Below are 18,627 nucleotides of genomic sequence, written 5' to 3' on the forward strand. Positions count from 1 at the left end.
CATTAATTTAGCATTGCAAGATAAGAAATTGAATAGAAAAATTTCTTAAATAAATTTTAATAATCAAATGTCAAAAAAGAAGCTGAAATCGAAGATTCAATGGAATTAAACGAGTTCAGCTTGATAATTTTTATTTGATTGTTTAACTATTCTTCATCATGTGTACACAATCCTACAATAGTATGAAAAGTGTCATGTAAACCATTTAGAGCTTTAGTGATTTTTGCATCAGATGCTTTAGATTTTACTAATTTATCTAACATTTTAGTGTCTTTAGCTAATTTATTAACCGAAGCTACAATTTCTTTTTTATTGAATTGAGCAGGAATTTTAGACATTTTTAAAGCATTTGCTTTTTCTGCCATTTCAGCGCTTCTTTCTTTGATAGGTTGTAAATTTCCTTCTTCACTTGGATGAAATGTTTGTGACATTACTTTGTGAAAAGCTTTAATTTCTGGCCAAGTTGCAAATGTATCTGGTTTTGGCATTGCTGCTTTATACCTTTTACTCACTTCTGTCCAGTTTACTACATTCCATAACGCTGATAAATAATCTGCTCTTTTGTTCTGATATTTTAAGTAATAAGCATGTTCCCAAACGTCGATTCCGAAAATTGGAGTTCCTTTTACTTCTGCGTTATCCATTAGTGGATTGTCTTGATTTGCAGTTGAAGAAATAACTAATTTCCCTTCTTTAGTAACCACTAACCATGCCCAACCTGAACCAAAACGAGTTGCTCCAGCAGCGTTTAGTTTTTCTTTTAAAACCTCAAAGCTTCCAAAAGTTTCAATTACTGCTTTTTCTAATTCAGCCGACATTTTTGTGTTTTTCTCAGGCGTTAATACCGACCAAAATAATTCGTGATTGTAATGTCCTCCAGCGTTATTTCTAACAGCGGTAGACAAAGTAGAAACTTTAGCTAAGATTTCATTTAAACTTAATTTTTCATCCGCAGTACCTTCTAAAGCTTTATTTAAATTTTTCACATAACCTGCATGATGTTTGCTGTAATGAATTTCCATTGTTTGTGCATCAACAAATGGCTCTAAATCACTGTATCCATAAGGCAAAGCTTTTTGAGAAAACTGAGCAGATGCTGAAATTGTAACTAAAAGTGTAGCTAAAAAGAATTTTATATTTTTCATTATTTTAAAATTTTTATAAAAATACGGCTTATCGATTAGATAAAAAATTAAGAATTCTTAAAATTTCCATAATTGTTGGTTTAAACGCAAAGAGCGCAAAGTTTTTTCGCAAAGTTCGCAAAGGAATCCGTTTAAGTATTTCTTCAATGTGTTTCAAAAGCAAAGCGTCTCTGTGAATCTCTCTCAAAATAAAGTTATTCAAAAAAACTCCATGAATCTCTGTGTAAATTCTTATCAATAAAAAACTATGTGACTATGGGTTTAAAAAATCAAAAAATCCCTTCATCCTGAAAACTCAAATAACCATTTTCGGTGATGATAAGATGGTCTAAAACCTGGATTTCAAGAGTTTGCCCTGCTTCTTTGATACGTTTTGTGATTTTTAAATCGGCTTCACTAGCGATTAATTTTCCTGATGGATGATTGTGGGAAAGAATTAAACCCGTTGCATTTTGTTCGAATGCCATTTTGAAAATTATACGAATATCAACAACGGTTCCTGTGATGCCACCTTTTGAGAGTTGGGCTTTGTAGATGACTTTATTGGAGTTATTGAGATACAATACCCAAAATTCTTCGTGAGGCAATTCGCCAATAATGGGTTGCATGATATCGAAAACAGCTTTACTAGAAGTAATTTTTTTGAGTTCGATAGCATCTTCAGCTCTGCGTCTTCTTCCTAATTCTAAAGCTGCGGCGATAGAAATGGCTTTGGCTTCTCCTATTCCTTTGAATTGCATGAGTTGGGAAACCGACATTTTTCCTAACGTATTCAGATTGTTTTCGGAAGAAGCTAAAATGCGTTGGCACAATTGTACCGCGCTCTCATTTCGAGAACCGGAACCAATTAAAATAGCAAGTAATTCGGAATCAGATAAGGTGGATTTACCTTTTAGAAGAAATTTTTCACGTGGGCGATCGTCTTCGGCCCATTGATTGATTGGCGTGTACATAAGAATTTATTTTGGCGTTTATGAGAACAAAAATAATTAAAAAAAATGGAATGTCAAAATTATTGATGGGTGAAGGAAGTTGGAAGTTGGAAGTTGAAGGATTTTTTTCAATTTTAGAAGGATTGATAATAAATTCAGTTGAAAATACGTTTTTATAAAAAATTAGCACATGAAATTTACTGGAATCATTTTATTGTCTTTTTTATTTCTGAATTGTAAAAAAGAAACCTTTAAAACGGAAATAGCGCAACAGATTGAATCAAAAACAGAAATCGAAGCAATTAAAAACCCAATCGATTTTTATGAAAAACTATCCAATGCAGCGATTTCTATAATTGATCCTGAAGTGGTTTACACGCCGGCTTATGTTGGGATAAAATATCCAAATGGTGATGTTCCTGCAAAAACGGGTGTTTGTACAGATGTGGTGATTCGTGCTTATCGAAAATTAGGAATTGATTTGCAGAAAGATGTTCATGAAGAAATGAAAGCGAATTTTTCTTTGTATCCGAATTTAAAAAAATGGGGTTTAAAGACTACCGATAAAAATATCGACCACAGAAGAGTTCCTAATTTAGAAGTTTTCTTTGCTCGAAAAGGAAAAACCTTACCGATTACTCAAAACCCAAAAGATTACAAAACGGGCGATTTAGTTACTTGGATGATTGGTGATAAATTGCCACACATTGGTATTGTAACACACATAAAATCAGAAAATGGCAACCCAATGATTGTGCATAACGTAGGAAGCGGACAAGTTTTAGAAGATTGTCTGTTCAGTTGGAAAATTGTTGGGCATTTTAGGTATGGAAATTAATATTTGTTGTAATTAATTACAGGGATTTTATTTGATTCTAACTTTCCACTAAAAATTTCAATGTTATTTCTTTTTAAATCTTCAATTTGATTTTTTGTCAATTCTTTAATGAGTAATTTTTCATCGATTTGATATTCGATTGAAAAAAAGTATTGCTTGTTTTTATTAAAATTAATAACTGTTGGCCATTCTATAATCTTTGTATCCAACTCTCTAATAAAAGGTAAACTCAAAAGAGAAACAAACTCTCTTTCTTCATTAGGGAATAAAACTACAGATTGACTAACATAAGAATTCATTAAATCAAAGTTTGATTTAGCTCCGATTTTTTTTAATTTTTTATTTTTTAGCTTTTCTAAGTTAAACTTATGCTCTAATGCATGAAAATAGTAATCTCTAATTGAATCATTTAAAACTGGATCAGTCAAAATATTTCCTGTTTTTATTAAACTGTCACCTTCATAAAAATTCAATTTTAAACCATAAATTTGATTTAAATCAATATCTCTTGATAAAAAAAGTAGCTTTTTATCTGTAAAATTTTTAATTCTAAAAACAACAACATTACAAGAACTATCTTGTTGTTGTTCTGAAAAAAAACGTCTACTATAGATAGAATCTAAATTAAAAGTATAATTCAAATTGGTGTTTTGAAGTTCTAACACTACTTCATCTTCTTTCTTTTTATCACATGAATAAAACAAAAAAGAAATAAAAAATAAAGTTAGAATCCTTAACATAAAATATAAATTAGTTGATCAACCCTTTCACCTCATCAAAATTCAAACCACCGTAATTTCCTGAACTCATTAATAGTAAAGCAGAATTTTCTAAATTTTGACTGAATAAAAAATCTTTGAATTCAGCTGGATTGGTATAAATAATTAAATCTTCTCTTTGGAACGATTGTGCAATTTGGTCATACGTTACTTCTTCCAAACGTTTAATTTTTACTGCATCGGGCGAATAGAAAACAACGGCAACATCGGCTGCATCTAAAGCGCCTTGGTATTCTTTTAAGAATTCGGCATTCAAACTACTATAGGTGTGCAATTCTAAACAAGCAATTAATTTTCTATCTGGATATTGAGCTTTTACGGCTTTTGTAGTAGCAGCAACTTTACTTGGCGAATGTGCAAAATCTTTATACGCAACTTTAGTAGCGCTCTCGGCAATTTTTTCTAATCGTTTTGAAGCACCTTTAAAACTGGCAATGGCTTCGTAAAATTCGGCTTCATCCACGCCCATACATTGGCAAATCCATTTGGCACCTGCTAAATTGCTTAGATTGTGTGCACCGAAAACCTCGATTGGCATTGGACCTTCTGGTGTATCTAATAAAGTAGTTCCGTTTTCAACGGTGTAACTTGGGGTTTGATAAGCAATTTTTCGGATTGGATTTTCAGTTTCTTCAGCTACTGCCTTTACGGCTTCATCTTCTTCGTTATAGACTAAAATTCCGCCACGCGTGATTTGGTTAGCGAAAATTCTGAATTGTTCTACATAATTATCAAACGTAGGAAACACATTGATATGATCCCAAGCAATTCCGGATAACAAGGCAATATTCGGTTGGTACAAATGGAATTTTGGTCGCAAATCAATCGGAGAAGTCAAATATTCATCGCCTTCTAATACGATAAAATCATTGTCTTCAGTTAAATGTACCATCGTGTCGAAACCTTCCAACTGTGCTCCCACCATATAATCCACTTCGATATTGTGATAATGCATCACGTGTAAAATCATCGAAGTAATCGTCGTTTTTCCGTGTGAACCACCAATAACTACTCGGGTTTTATTTTTCGATTGTTCGTATAAAAATTCAGGATACGAATATATTTTCAGACCTAATTCTTGTGCTTTCAATAATTCTGGATTATCCGCTTTTGCGTGCATTCCTAAAATAATCGCTTCAATATCAGTTGTGATTTTTTCGGGAAACCAACCTTCTTCTTTTGGTAACAATCCTTTTTTCTCCAATCGTGATTTTGAAGGTTCAAAAATAGCGTCATCGCTACCTGTTACGTGATATCCTTTGTTGTGTAAGGCTAATGCTAAATTGTGCATGGCTGCTCCGCCAATAGCTATGAAATGTGTTCTCATCTTTATCGTTTATGAGTTGAAAAGTTCATCAGTTTAAGAGTTTAGGCACATTGCCATTTAAACTATTAAACCCATAACCTTTTAATCTATTTTTCAAATTGTTCTTTTAACTTATTTGCTTTCGCTTTATCTTTAAGTTTGTTCAAATATAAGTCATATAATTTTTCGAAGGTAGTTTTTGAATTGCCAATTTCGTGTGCTTTTTTATAATGGTTTTCCGCTTTTGCATAACGTTTAAAATACACATCAATATATCCTTTAGCTAAATACCCATCGACTTTTGAAAGCAGTATTAACTCATCGGCATATTTTTGTGCTTTTTTTTCACTACCACCAATAATTGCTGGCAATTCGATGTATAACATTACTAATGCCCAACGTGTTTCAATATGTTTTGCATCTAATTTAGCTGCTGTAAGAAACGATTGTTCAACTTCATCTATCATTCCTAAAGCTTTGAATTTATTGGATTCTTTGGCTTTCATTCCTAATGCGCCACCATATTTGTACCAATAATTGGCAATTTTTGGATAAGTAACTTTTAGTTTTTTATAATTTGTAATCGCGGCATCCCAATCTTTTTGATGACCCGCAATATCACCAAGATATTCAATTGTTTTAGCATGATTAGGTTGCAGTTTTAAAAATTCAGAAAACAATATTTCTGCTTCGTTATATCTTTTTTGTGCATACAATTTTTCGGCCTTTTCAAACGTTGTTTGTGAAAAGACTGACAATGATAGTAATAGAAAAAAGATTTGGATAATTTTCATTTTTCAAAAATAGTGAAATGATTTTAGTTAATTTTACTTACAAATAATTTATTTTAATTACGTCCCAACCTTTTTATATTTTTTACACTCTTTATATAAAAACCAACTATTATGCGCAAAATATTATTATTAATCTTATTAGTTAATTCGTTCAATTTATTTAGTCAGTATGATGATAAGTGGAAAGAAGTTTATAAATATGAATTGGAAGGAAAAGTTAAATCTGCTCAAGAAAAAGTTCAAGAAATTTACAAAAAAGCAAAACGTAAAAATGATGAAGTGCAAATCATCAAATGTTTTTTCTATTTATCAAAATTCGAACAAGTCTTTGATGAAAAAGCTCAAAGTACAATTATAAAAAATCTGCAACAAGAAATTAATGAAGCCAAACCTGTTTCAAAAGCGGTTTTACAATATGTTTACATAAATATTTTAGAACAATATTACCTAAGAAATAATTACAACATTAACAAAAGAACCAATTTAGAAAATCAAAAAAACAAAGATTTTTTGACGTGGACAGAAGCTGATTTTAATGCTCAAATAGAAAAAAACTATGATAATCTCTTGTCAAATGAGAATGAATTAAGAAATACAAGTATTGAAAAAATTAAAGAAATTTTTGATATTTCATCAAGTGTAGATATAAAAAACTTTAGCGTTTATGATTTTCTAGCTCAAAAAAAAGGCGACCATCTTAAATCTACAATTAGTTCGTGGAAACAAAAAAAATCAATTGATTTTAAATCGGAGATTGAAATTTTTTATAAAAATCCTGAATCTTTTATAAAATACAATGCAAAAAAATTAGAGGATGATAACCTGGTAAAATTAATTACGCTTTTACAAAACAATGAAAAATATTATCTGAATCAGAAGAATTATGAAAAATTAGATTTTGCTTATTACGAAAGATTAAAATACATAAAAGAGACTTTTTGGGATGAAGAATTTTATCTAAATAAAGTTTCCTATTTAGAAAAAACAACAACTAATCTATTTTTAAAACAATTTTTAAGAGTGGATAGAGCTAGGCATTATTATAATAAAACGCATAAAAATGGCGAAATCAATTTGTATACTAATGCATTAAAACTTGTAGATACTATTTTAAATAATAAAGTTAACGTAAATGCATTAGCAGAGGCTGAAAAAATAAAAATTGAAATCAACAATAAACATTTAGAAATTACATTACCTAAAATAAGCTATCCTAAACAAAACAATAGAGCTTTTGTAAATTTTAAAAATATTGATTCGCTTACTATTTCTTATTATGAATTACCACAAAAACTAAATTATCTATTTAATAATAATTTCTATTATAACAATACTGAAAAACTTAATAAAGATTCAATAATCAATGCTTTTTTAACGAAAAATAAAGCGTTTAAAACACAAAAAGTAGTACTACCAAACAAACGTGATTATTTTGAATATTCTACCGAAGTTTTATTAGAAAAATTAGATGTTGGCAATTATTTAATTTACATCGAAACACCAAACGACACCATTTCTAACAAAAAAGTATTTGATTACACTATTCTTCAAGTTACCAATCTGTATGTAATTGAAGATAACGAAGAAAACAAAGATGCCTTTTACATTTATGATAGGAAGCTAGGAAAACCGTTAGAAGATGTAAAAATTGCTAGTGAGGAGGAAAACATAAAAACGAATGCAAATGGAAATGCCTATTTTAAACATAAATGGAGAATAAAAGATAAAAAATACAGCAATGCTATTTTAATCACTTCGAAAAATGATTCTTTATCTATAAATTACAATAGAAACTTTTTATCTACAAATGAATTTAATAATAAATCGGTAGATGATTATGAAAATTGGGAAGCAAAAGCAATGATATACTTTGATCGTGCTATATACAGACCCGGACAAAAAATGTTTTATAAAGGTGTTATCATCCAGAAAAAAGACGCTGTTAAAAATGTGGTGCCATTTGTTACTGTTCATGTTACAATTTCTGACGTTAACAATACCAAATTAAAAGAATATGATGTTCAAACAAATGAATTTGGAAGTTTTTCTGGCGAATTTGACATTCCAAAAAACACCTTAACTGGAGAATTCAGCATAGAAATTGAAGAACCTGACAACTATGAACAAGATTCAAAATACTATAATAAAAAAGAAGAGGAACATGAATTTTGGGACAACGTTGATTTTGAAAGTCACACCGAATTTAATTTCAAAGTAGAAGAATACAAGCGTCCAACATTTGAAGTTAACTTTGATGAAATTAAAGAAAATTACACTATTGGCGACAGCATTACTATCAAAGGAAATGCAAAAGCACTAGCTGGAAATAATCTTACTAATGCAAAAATCGCTTATACGGTTTCAAAAAACTGTTACAGCAAAACAAAAAGCATTCCTTATCAACAAAACTTTATTAATTCAGAAACTACTACTGATGAAAATGGAAATTTTACGATACAATTTATAGCCAATGAACCAACTATTTTAAATGAAGAAATTGAAACCTTAAATTTCTCAATCAATGTTACGGTTACAGATATTCAAGGAGAAACAAGAAGTGCATCCAAAAGTATTGTTGTGGGTAAAGAAATGTTAAAACTTAACTTAAAAGTCAATTGGGAATTAATTTCAGAAGACAATAACAAACTAAATATAAGTGCAACTACATTAAACAACTACCCTATTGATACAAAAGGGAAAATAAAGATTTATGAACTTAAAAAGAAAAGTTTCTTAAAAAAACGCCAAAATGAAATTCCTGAAATACAAACACTTACAAAAAATGAATTTCAGAATTTATTTCCACATGAACCATTTGATGAAACCGATGAAGAAGTTCAAGAAGTTCTTGTAAAAACTATTTCTTTTGACACAAAAATAACCAAAGAAATAACATTAGACTTTTTAAAAAACTATAGAAATTCTAAATTTAAAATCGTTGCTGAAGCTTATGATTTAAAAAACAATTTAATTACAAACCAAAGAGAAATTAGTGTTAAATCAAAACAATTTCCTTATTCTGAAAAAGAACTTTTTACGTTTAAAGATATTTCTGAATCAAAATCTAAAGATTACACTATTGAAATACAATCCATTATACCTGATTTATATATAACTTCTCGTTTTTATGTTGACGAAAACATGACGAATGATGTTAAAACGATTCAATTGATTAATGGTAAAGCTGTTTTTAAATTCAATAAAGACTTAAAATTTACAGATAATATAACTTTCCATTTTTCTACTATATGGGAAAATGAAGGCTATGAAAAATTGCATCAAATTAAAAATAACACAACCGAAAATAAATTACAAATTGAAATTGAGAGTTTACGAAACAAAATAGAACCTGGAAGCATAGAAAATTGGTCTTTTAAAATTACTAATCCAAAACTTCAGGCTGAAATTTTAGCCAGCATGTATGACAGTTCTTTAGATCAATTTGCCAAAAGCTATTGGGATGAATTTATTTTTCAAGTGAATAATTCGTATCCGAATACTCCACAAATAGTAAGCTATCAGCAAAACAACTATTTAAACTTAAACAAATTTAGCACACAAAGAAATTACTTTGCCATTTATAAAAGAAATCCCGAATTATATTGGTTTGGATTTGATTTTAATGACCCTAAAAACAATTATACTCTTAAAAATTATCAGAGAAGAATTAGCAACACGATTGAAATTCCTAAAAATTCTAAATTAATTTCTGGAATTGTTCATGATGAACTTGGTCCTATTGCAGGAGCAAATGTATACATCAAAGGAACCAACAGAGGCACTACAACCGATTTTGATGGCGAGTTCTCTATTGAGGCCGCTAAAGGAGAAATTATTGTTGTTACCTATTCAGGTAAAAAATCAGAGGAAATATCGGTAGAGCAAACAAAAAATTTAGAAATAAATTTAAATGATGATGTCGTAGAAGGAGTTGATGTTGTTGTTGTAGGATATGGCGGCACAACAAAAGTAGCATTCACTGGAACAGCTACTAGTATTTATATGGACAAGGAAGAATCTTATGATGGCTATTTATCAAAAGCTCTTAGAGGAGAAGTTGCTGGCGTCTATGTTAATAAAGGCTCAGGAGCACCTGGTAGTAATGATACTATTCGTATTCGCGGTTTTGGTTCTGTAAACGGAAATAAAAATCCACTTTATATTATTGATGGCGTTCCTGTTTCTGGAGATGCTTTGAATATAGACCCAAATAATATTGAATCATTAAATGTTTTAAAAGATGCGGCAGCTACTTCAATCTATGGTTCTAGAGGTGCAAATGGCGTTATTTTAATCACAACTAAAAATGGATTAAAAGAATTAGCGCAAGTTAAAACGAGAAGTAATTTTAACGAAACGGCTTTCTTTTATCCTCATATTAAAACGGATAATAACGGTAAATTTTCTTTCCAATTTACTACACCTGAATCTTTAACTAAATGGAAATTACGCTTATTTGGTCACAATAAAAATTTAGAATCGGGCTATTTTGAATCGAGTATAATTTCACAAAAAGATGTTATGATTCAAACCAATATGCCGCGTTTTGTTCGTGAAAAAGATGAAATTACGTTAACAGCAAAAGTGGTTAATTTAACTAATGAAATAAAATCAGGCAACGCCATGTTATTGCTTTTTGATGCTACCACTATGCAACCTATAGATGCAATTGCGAATAATAGTTCTAATGTAAAAGCTTTCAATTGTAAATCAAAAGAAAGTGTTCCTGTTTCTTGGACAGTTACAATTCCAGAAGGTGTTCAAGGATTACAATATAAAATAGTAGCTAAATCAGGTAATTTCTCAGACGGAGAGGAAAACATATTACCCGTAATGAGTAATAAAGTCTTACTTACCGAAAGTATCCCGATTTGGGTTAAAGGGAATTCAAAAAAAGAATATGTATTTGATAACCTTACAAACAATGATTCTAAAACTTTAAAAAACCATTTATTTACTTTAGAATATACTTCTAATCCAACATGGCTCGCACTTCAATCATTACCGTATTTAATGGAATATCAACATGAATGTGCAGAGCAGACTTTCTCAAGATATTATGGAAACTTTATCGCTACTGAAATTATTTCAAGTAATCCAAAAATAGCTACTTTGTTTGAATCTTGGAAAAACAATCCAAAAGCAGTTTCAAAACTTACACAAAACGAAGAATTGAAGTCTATTGTTTTAAATGAAACTCCATGGTTATTAGATGCCGAAAGCGAAGAACTTAAAAACAAACGTTTGGCGTTATTAATGGATTTGAACACCATGAAAGAATCGCAAGACAAAACCATCAAAAAAATAGAAGAAAAACAATTAGCTTCTGGTGGATTTGCATGGTTTGATGGCGGAGATGAGAATATTTTTATCACCCAACATATTATTTCTGGATTTGGGCATTTAAGTAAAATGTTCCCTGAAAAAAAATCGGAATTTAAAAATATAACTTCAAAAGCAATTCCTTATTTAGACAGTAAATACATAAATCAAAGTACGCTTAAAAATGAACGTATTAATTATTACGCTTATTCCAACTTACATTATTTATATGCTAGAAGTTTTTATTTAGAAGAATATCCAATTTCTAAAAAAATAGATTCAATTGTTAACATTCAAAAAGTGGAGTTTAAATCCAATTGGTTAAACTATTCTTTATACCAAAAAGGATTATTAGCTTTAACGATGAACCGATTAGGCGATAAAAAATTCGCGGAGAAAATTATTTCAAATTTAAAAGAAACAGTAGCTCGAAATGATGATTTTGGCATGTATTGGATTGAAAATAAAAATGGATATTATTGGTACCAATCGGCAATAGAAACTCAAGCTTTGCTAATAGAAGCCTTTTCCGAAATAGAAAAAGACAAAAAGTTTGTAGATGAGATGAAGGTTTGGTTGTTAAAACAAAAACAATTGAAACAGTGGCCAACCACAAAAGCCACAACAGAAGCCGTTTACGCCTTATTATTACAAGGAACTGACTGGACAAGTATTAAAGATAATACCAAGTTTAAAATTGGAAACGAAAAAGTACTAACCAAAAAACTATCTGAAAACGATAAGGATGCTGCCACAGGTTATATTAAAATGAATTGGAATTCTGATGAAATTTCAAAAGAAATGGGACAAATATCCGTTGAAAACAAATCGGATGTTGCTGGTTTTGGTGGATTGTATTGGCAATATTTTGAAGATTTAGATGCTGTAAAATCGGATAGCACCGCAACGCTTTCGATTACAAAAAACCTTTATAAAAAAATCAAAACTTCTGATGGAAATAAGCTTGTAGATATTAATTCTGAAAATGTAAAAGTTGGCGACTTAATTACCATTCGACTAATAATTAAAACGGATAATGATTTAGAATTTGTGCATCTAAAAGATTTAAGAGCATCTTGCTTTGAACCCGTAGATGTAATTTCGAAGTATGAATGGAAAGAAGGAATTAGTTATTACAGAAGTACAAAAGATGTGGCCACTCATTTCTTCTTTGACAAAGTTAAAACCGGAACTTATGTTTTTGAATATGATGTTAGAGTAAATAATTCTGGTGTTTTTAATGACGGAATTGCAACGTTGCAAAGCATGTATGCTCCTGAATTCTCAAGCCATTCCATAAATACGAAACTAAATATTCAAAAGTAAACCATAAAAAAACGTCCCGAATAATCGGGACGTTTCTATTTATATTGTAATTAAAAATTACTTCACAATAGTCATTTCGTCTACAATGTGTTTAGCTCCTGAGAAATTCTCAATTACCCACAATACGTAACGAATATCTACGTTGATTGTTCTTTGTAATTTTTTGTCAAAGATTACGTCACCTGCCATAGCTTCAATGTTTCCGTCGAATGCTAAACCAATTAATTCTCCTTTTCCATTTAAAACTGGAGAACCTGAATTTCCACCTGTAATATCATTATCAGTTAAAAAACAAACGTGTAATGAACCGTCTTTATCAGCAAATCTACCATATTCTTTTTTAGCATTTAAATCTAAAACTCTTGTTGGTAAATCAAATTCTAAATCACCTTTTTTGTATTTCTTAACCTGACCTTCTAAAGTAGTGTAGTTATTAATTGTAGCATCATTTCGTTTGTCAGCTGGTAAAGAACGAACTTTTCCATAAGTTAAACGTAAAGTTGAATTTGCATCTGGATATTTGATTTCACCAATTTTAGATTCTCTTAAACCTTCTACTAATAAACGGAAAGAAGCTCCAAAATCGTTTTGCGCTTGTGTTAACTCGTCGCTTTTTTCAAAATAATGAGCAAACAAATCAGTTGTTAATGCTTGTAATGGGTCATTTTTCAATAGTTCCTCAGAAGGTAATGCTAAAAATGCTTTTACTTTATCAACAGAAGTAAAAATACTTAAATCGAAAGCAGCGTTTACATATTTGGTAAAATCGCCATTATTTTCAGCAGCTAATTTCTCAACCATTGGAGCTAATTTATATCCTGCTTTTTTAGCATATAAACTTAATTGAGCCGCTAAAATATCTTTTTCAGCCGGAATGTATAGTTCTTTATGCATTTCCTCAGTCATTTCAATAATAGCTGGCGCCATTTGTTCTCTTTTAGCTGCGTCTGCTTTTACATAAGCGTCTAATTGTCTTCCTAAACCTCGACTTACTGTTCCAAAAGCTGATGTTCTGAATAATTGCATCATATAGTTATCATGACGCGATTTTTCGTTAGTTAAAGCATAATATTTATTAATAGTAGAAACTACATTTCCATATTTAGCTTTGTTTTCTGGTTTATTTGCCCATTTATTAAATTTAGCTTCTTGAGCTGCTTTTGTTTTTGCAGTACCAAATTTTGATAACGCATCAATCATTCCTTGACGGTTTTTCCAATAGTTAGCAACACCCGCAAATTTTGAAGCATAAACTAGATTTAAAGCATCACTTTGAACCATGTATTTTTTCATGTTGTCCATTCCGGCTTTAGAACCTTCAACCCAAGCAGGATAAGCAAATTTTACGTTTTGCTCAATTCCACCTGCAGGCATCCAACGGTTTGTTCTACCAGGATATCCTAAAATCATAGCGAAGTCGTTTTCTTGAACTCCACCTAAATTAACAGGTAAATGATGTTTTGGTTGTAATGGAACATTACTTGGAGAATAATCTGCTGGATTTCCATTTGCATCTGCATATACTCTAAACATAGAGAAATCTGCTGTATGACGAGGCCATTCCCAGTTATCTGTATCACCACCAAATTTTCCTAAGCTTTCTGGAGGCGTTCCTACTAAACGAACATCTTTGTAATCTTGATAAACGAAATAGTAATACTCATTTCCTTGAAAAAACGGACGAACAGAAACGGTATATTTTCCACCTTCGTTGTTTTCTTTTTCAATTTTAGCAATTTCAGCATTGATAGCTTTTTCTCTATCTGCTTCGCTCATACCTGAATTTACAACCGCTAAAATTCTTTTTGTACAATCGTCCATACGAACAAAGAAACGTACATATAAACTAGAAGGTTTTAACTCATCTGATTTTGTTTTTGCCCAATAACCATCTTTTAAATAGTTTTTATCTGCTGAAGATAATTCTGCAATAGCATCATATCCACAGTGGTGATTGGTTAAAACTAATCCGTCTTTTGAAATCATTTCAGCAGTACATCCACCGTTAAATTGCACGATAGCATCTTTTAAACTGTGATTGTTGATGCTGTAAATTTCCTCGGCTGTTAATTGCAAGCCCATTTTTTGCATGTCGCGGTGATTTAAACGCTCAATGAACATTAAAAACCACATTCCTTCGTCTGCTTTTACCGAAGCCGGCACTAGCATAATTGCAGAAACGACAAATAATAATAATTTTTTCATAATAAATCTGTGTTCTTTTGATTTGTGTTGCGAATATACTTAAAAATACGATTTCGATAAAATTATAGCTTCAAAATCAAGTTAATTTGAATCAAATTTAACTTTTAATTACAATATCTGCATTAAAAACAAAAAGCATCTTCTAAATTGAAGATGCTTTTATGATATGTAATATTAAATTTTTTTATTTTGTTTCAACATTTAACATTTGCCACAATTTGTCTTTCAACTCTTGTAACCCTTGTTGTGCCACTGAAGAAATAAATAAATACGGTATTCCTTTAAATTCTACGTCCAATTGTTTTTTCAATTCGGCTTTCAATTCATCATCTAACATATCGCATTTTGAAATCACAATCAAACGATCTTTATCTAACATTTCAGGATTGTAACGACGTAATTCATCTAGCAGAATTTCGTATTCTTTTTTAATATCATCTGCATCTGCAGGAACTAAAAACAACAAAGTTGAGTTACGTTCAATATGACGCAAGAAATAATGTCCTAATCCTTTACCTTCAGCTGCTCCTTCAATAATTCCAGGAATATCAGCCATTACAAACGATTGAAAATCGCGATACGCTACTATTCCTAAATTGGGTTTTAATGTGGTAAACGCATAATCTGCAATTTTTGGTTTAGCCGAAGTTAATACCGACAATAATGTTGACTTTCCTGCATTTGGAAAACCAACTAATCCAACATCTGCTAATACCTTTAATTCTAAAGTAACATCTACTTCTTTAACCGGCATTCCAGGTTGTGCATAACGAGGTGTTTGATTTGTTGAACTTCTAAAATTCCAGTTACCTAAACCTCCTTTTCCTCCTTCTGCAATTATTTTTACTTCATCATGTTCTGTTATTTCAAACAAAACATCACCAGTTTCTTGGTCTTTTACAACTGTACCTAATGGCACTTCAATGTATTTATCTTCTCCATCATGCCCAGTACTTCTAGAGCTACCACCATCTCCTCCATGACCAGCACGAAGGTGTTTTAAAAACTTTAAGTGAAATAATGTCCAAAGATTTTTATTCCCTTTAATAAATACATGTCCACCTCGACCTCCATCTCCTCCATCTGGCCCTCCTTTTTCAATAAATTTCTCTCTGTGTAGATGCGATGAACCTTTTCCTCCCTTTCCGGAAGAAACATATATTTTTACGTAATCTACAAAGTTACCTTCAGTCATTCTTTCTTTACTTTAAATTATTTTTGACAAAGACAACTATTAAACCGAATGTCCAATGTACATTCTCCTCTTAATATCAAATCCTCTGTCATTTTTTTCTTAATGTTCTGTCATTAGTAGTAAGTGTTCCTTGATTTTTTAATCTAAAAAACTTCTCTAATGACAATTTATTATGCTCAGTGTGCATTATTCATAACTAATTAGTAAATACTGAACACTGATTACTTAATTATTATTCTTTTAAATTCGTAACAAGTGCTTTATTAATTTTAACACCTTTCATTTCAATCACTTCAAACTTTAATTTATTCCAAATTAACTTTTGACCTTGTTTTGGGATAACACCTAATTCTGTTATAATTAATCCACTAACTGTTGTAACATCATAATCCCCTATTAACTCATCCATATCAAAATAAGTTAAAAAATCATGCAAAGAATAATGTCCGTCAACTAACCATGAACCATCTTCTTTTGCTACAATTTTAAATTCGTCTTCGTAGAAATCAGCCGCATCTCCAACTAACGCTTCTAAAATATCATTCAAAGTAATAATTCCTTGAAAAACCCCATGCTCATCTGTTACTAAAGCATGATGTATTTTAGATATTTTAAAACTCTCTAAAGCCTTATATGCAGAAGTATGTTCAATAAAATAAACGGGGTCTTTTGTTATTGATTTTAAATCAAATTTACCTGTTTCAAGTTGGGCAAATAAATCTTTAAGCGAAACAACACCAACTACATCATCCAAATTATCGTTACAAACCGGATAAATCGAATGAAATTCATTTAAAACTTTTGCTTTAATTTCTTCAATAGAGTTTTTATATGATAAGTACACCATTGAATTTCGGTGCGTCATTAACGAATTTACTTTTCTATCACCAATATGAAATACTCTTTCTACTATATTTTGTTCAATTTCTTGAACTTCCCCTACTTCTGTTCCTTCTTTTATGATGGCTTTAATTTCTTCTTCTGTTACTTTGCCATCTGCAGTTGGTTTAATTTGCAGTATTTTTAATAAAAATTCTGTAGAAGTGGTTAATAACCAAATAAATGGCATTGTTACTAACGAAACAAATTTCATAGGAACCGCCACCGCTTTTGCAATACCTTCTGGATGATTCAATCCAATTCGTTTTGGCAATAACTCACCTAAAACCAATGAAAAAAAGGTTAAAATTACCACGACAATTCCAACAGCAATTGAATTAGCATAAGGACTTAAAACTTCAAAACTGGCTATAAAATTTTGAACATCTGTTGTGATTTTATCTCCTGAGTAAATACCCGTTAAAATCCCAATTAAAGTAATTCCTATTTGAACAGTTGATAAAAATTCATTAGGAGAATTAGCTAAATCTAGGGCTGCTTTTGCATTCTTGTTTCCTTTTCTTGCCGCTGTATCTAAACGATTTTTTCGCGCCGAAATCAATGCGATTTCAGACATTGAAAAAACACCGTTTAAAATTATTAGAAAAAGAATGATTAAAATTTCCATAGTTAAAATTATAAAAAAAGAGCTAAAATCCCAAATTGCGGAAATAGCTCCTTTTCTGTGTGCAAATATCGAAAAAAAAATCGAAAGCCCGAAATTTATCTCAAAGCCTTATTTTCTATTAAAATGTATCTAAAACCAAACTCAATCTTTCTGTTACTTCGTCAATAGATCCAATACCATCAACAGCATAAAACTTATTTTGCGCTTTATAAAAATCCATTAAAGGCGCTGTTTTTTCATTGTATTCTTGGTAACGGTTTCTTATTTTTTCTTCGTCTTGATCATCAACTCTACCTGAAGTTTTACCTCTTTCTAATAAACGTTTTACTAAAATTTCATCATCAGCTTCTAAGGCAACTGTACCTGTAATTTCTTCATTTTTAGTTGATAAAAAAGCATCTAAAGCTTCTGCCTGAGCAATTGTTCTTGGAAAACCATCAAATAAAAAACCTGCTGCTTGTGTATTTTTATCTACTTCGCTTTGTAGCATTTTAATTGTTACTTCATCCGGAACTAAATCTCCTTTATCCATAAAAGTTTTAGCTAATCTTCCAAGTTCAGTGTCATTTTTGATGTTAAATCTAAAAATATCACCTGTAGATAAATGTACTAAATTGTATTTGTCTTTTAAAAATTCGGCTTGAGTTCCTTTTCCTGCTCCTGGTTTACCAAATAATACGATATTAATCATTGCTTATGTTGTGTTTATGTGTAATAGTTAGTTATTCTGATAATTGATAGATATCTTTTAAATTTCTTCCTAAACCATCGTAATCTAAACCGTAGCCTACAATAAATTTATTGGGAATTCTAATTCCTACATAATCTAATTTGATATCTTTTTTATACGCTTCAGGTTTTAAAAACAAAGTAGCTATTTTAAAATGTTTCACTTTATGTTGCTTTAAAATTGCTTTTAATTCTTCAATTGTATTTCCGGTATCCACAATATCTTCTACAATAATTACAGAACGACCTTCTAAATTTTGATTTAATCCAATAAGTTGTTTTACATCATTAGTAGATTCTGTTCCTTCATACGAAGCCATTTTCACAAATGAAACTTCACAATTGTGACTGTATTTTTTCAACAAATCAGCAACAACCATAAAAGAGCCATTCAAAACTCCAATAAAAACTGGAACATCATCGCAAAAATCGTCTTCAATTTGTTTTGCCATATTTTCAATAGCGAAGTTAATTTCTTCTCCTGAAATAAAAACTTCAAATTTTTTATCGTGTAGTTGTATCACTTTGGTTCGTTTTAGAAATAAACAA

11 protein-coding genes and 1 pseudogene are annotated in these 18,627 nt (G+C 30.5%); 2 read left to right on the plus strand and 10 right to left on the minus strand.

Annotated elements, in window-relative coordinates; genetic code table 11:
• Positions 1-485: 485 nt before the first annotated feature.
• Both GFJ99_RS04815 and radC read right to left on the minus strand, forming a co-directional pair.
• A pseudogene (locus GFJ99_RS04815) lies at positions 486-1,145 on the minus strand (superoxide dismutase); the annotation flags it as partial.
• Positions 1,146-1,414: 269 nt separating this feature from the next.
• Positions 1,415-2,098 (minus strand): DNA repair protein RadC, encoded by a 684-nt coding sequence (radC, locus tag GFJ99_RS04820; RefSeq protein ID WP_153207758.1) that lies wholly within the window; start codon positions 2,096-2,098, stop codon positions 1,415-1,417.
• Between the two features lie 169 nt (positions 2,099-2,267).
• Between radC and GFJ99_RS04825 the strand changes: the two genes are divergently transcribed.
• Entirely contained in the window at positions 2,268-2,915 is a 648-nt protein-coding gene (locus tag GFJ99_RS04825; RefSeq protein ID WP_153207759.1) for a DUF1287 domain-containing protein, read from the plus strand.
• Here the strand turns inward: GFJ99_RS04825 and GFJ99_RS04830 are convergent.
• The 3 genes from GFJ99_RS04830 to GFJ99_RS04840 form a co-directional block, all read right to left on the minus strand.
• Positions 2,912-3,655: a hypothetical protein gene (locus tag GFJ99_RS04830; RefSeq protein WP_153207760.1), complete on the minus strand. Its 744-nt coding sequence runs from the start codon at positions 3,653-3,655 to the stop codon at positions 2,912-2,914. The genes GFJ99_RS04825 and GFJ99_RS04830 overlap by 4 nt on opposite strands.
• Before the next feature lie 10 nt (positions 3,656-3,665).
• On the minus strand, positions 3,666-5,021 hold the full coding sequence (murC, locus tag GFJ99_RS04835; protein WP_153207761.1) for a UDP-N-acetylmuramate--L-alanine ligase: 1,356 nt from the start codon (positions 5,019-5,021) through the stop codon (positions 3,666-3,668).
• Between the two features lie 86 nt (positions 5,022-5,107).
• Positions 5,108-5,794 carry a lipopolysaccharide assembly protein LapB gene (locus GFJ99_RS04840; protein ID WP_203228773.1) on the minus strand — a complete coding sequence of 229 codons (687 nt, stop codon included), beginning with the start codon at positions 5,792-5,794 and terminating at the stop codon, positions 5,108-5,110.
• Between the two features lie 111 nt (positions 5,795-5,905).
• Here GFJ99_RS04840 and GFJ99_RS04845 point away from each other — a divergent pair, with 111 nt between their 5' ends.
• Positions 5,906-12,442: an alpha-2-macroglobulin family protein gene (locus tag GFJ99_RS04845; RefSeq protein ID WP_153207762.1), complete on the plus strand. Its 6,537-nt coding sequence runs from the start codon at positions 5,906-5,908 to the stop codon at positions 12,440-12,442.
• A 57-nt stretch (positions 12,443-12,499) separates the two neighbouring features.
• Here the strand turns inward: GFJ99_RS04845 and GFJ99_RS04850 are convergent, their stop codons facing one another.
• The 5 genes from GFJ99_RS04850 to hpt form a co-directional block, all read right to left on the minus strand.
• The gene (locus tag GFJ99_RS04850) at positions 12,500-14,647 is read right to left on the minus strand and encodes a S46 family peptidase (RefSeq protein WP_153207763.1); all 2,148 of its coding nucleotides are present in this window, start codon (positions 14,645-14,647) and stop codon (positions 12,500-12,502) included.
• A gap of 184 nt (positions 14,648-14,831) precedes the next feature.
• Positions 14,832-15,842, minus strand: coding sequence for a GTPase ObgE (obgE, locus tag GFJ99_RS04855; protein ID WP_153207764.1), 1,011 nt, complete (start codon positions 15,840-15,842; stop codon positions 14,832-14,834).
• Positions 15,843-16,074: 232 nt separating this feature from the next.
• Positions 16,075-17,298 (minus strand): hemolysin family protein, encoded by a 1,224-nt coding sequence (locus GFJ99_RS04860; RefSeq protein WP_040470415.1) that lies wholly within the window; start codon positions 17,296-17,298, stop codon positions 16,075-16,077.
• Between the two features lie 169 nt (positions 17,299-17,467).
• Positions 17,468-18,040, minus strand: coding sequence for an adenylate kinase (locus GFJ99_RS04865; RefSeq protein WP_153207765.1), 573 nt, complete (start codon positions 18,038-18,040; stop codon positions 17,468-17,470).
• Between the two features lie 31 nt (positions 18,041-18,071).
• The gene (gene hpt, locus GFJ99_RS04870; protein WP_008254537.1) at positions 18,072-18,602 is read right to left on the minus strand and encodes a hypoxanthine phosphoribosyltransferase; all 531 of its coding nucleotides are present in this window, start codon (positions 18,600-18,602) and stop codon (positions 18,072-18,074) included.
• Positions 18,603-18,627 lie beyond the last annotated feature (25 nt).

This window comes from Flavobacterium sp. LMO6, assembly GCF_009495795.1.
Classification (GTDB): Bacteria; Bacteroidota; Bacteroidia; order Flavobacteriales; family Flavobacteriaceae; genus Flavobacterium.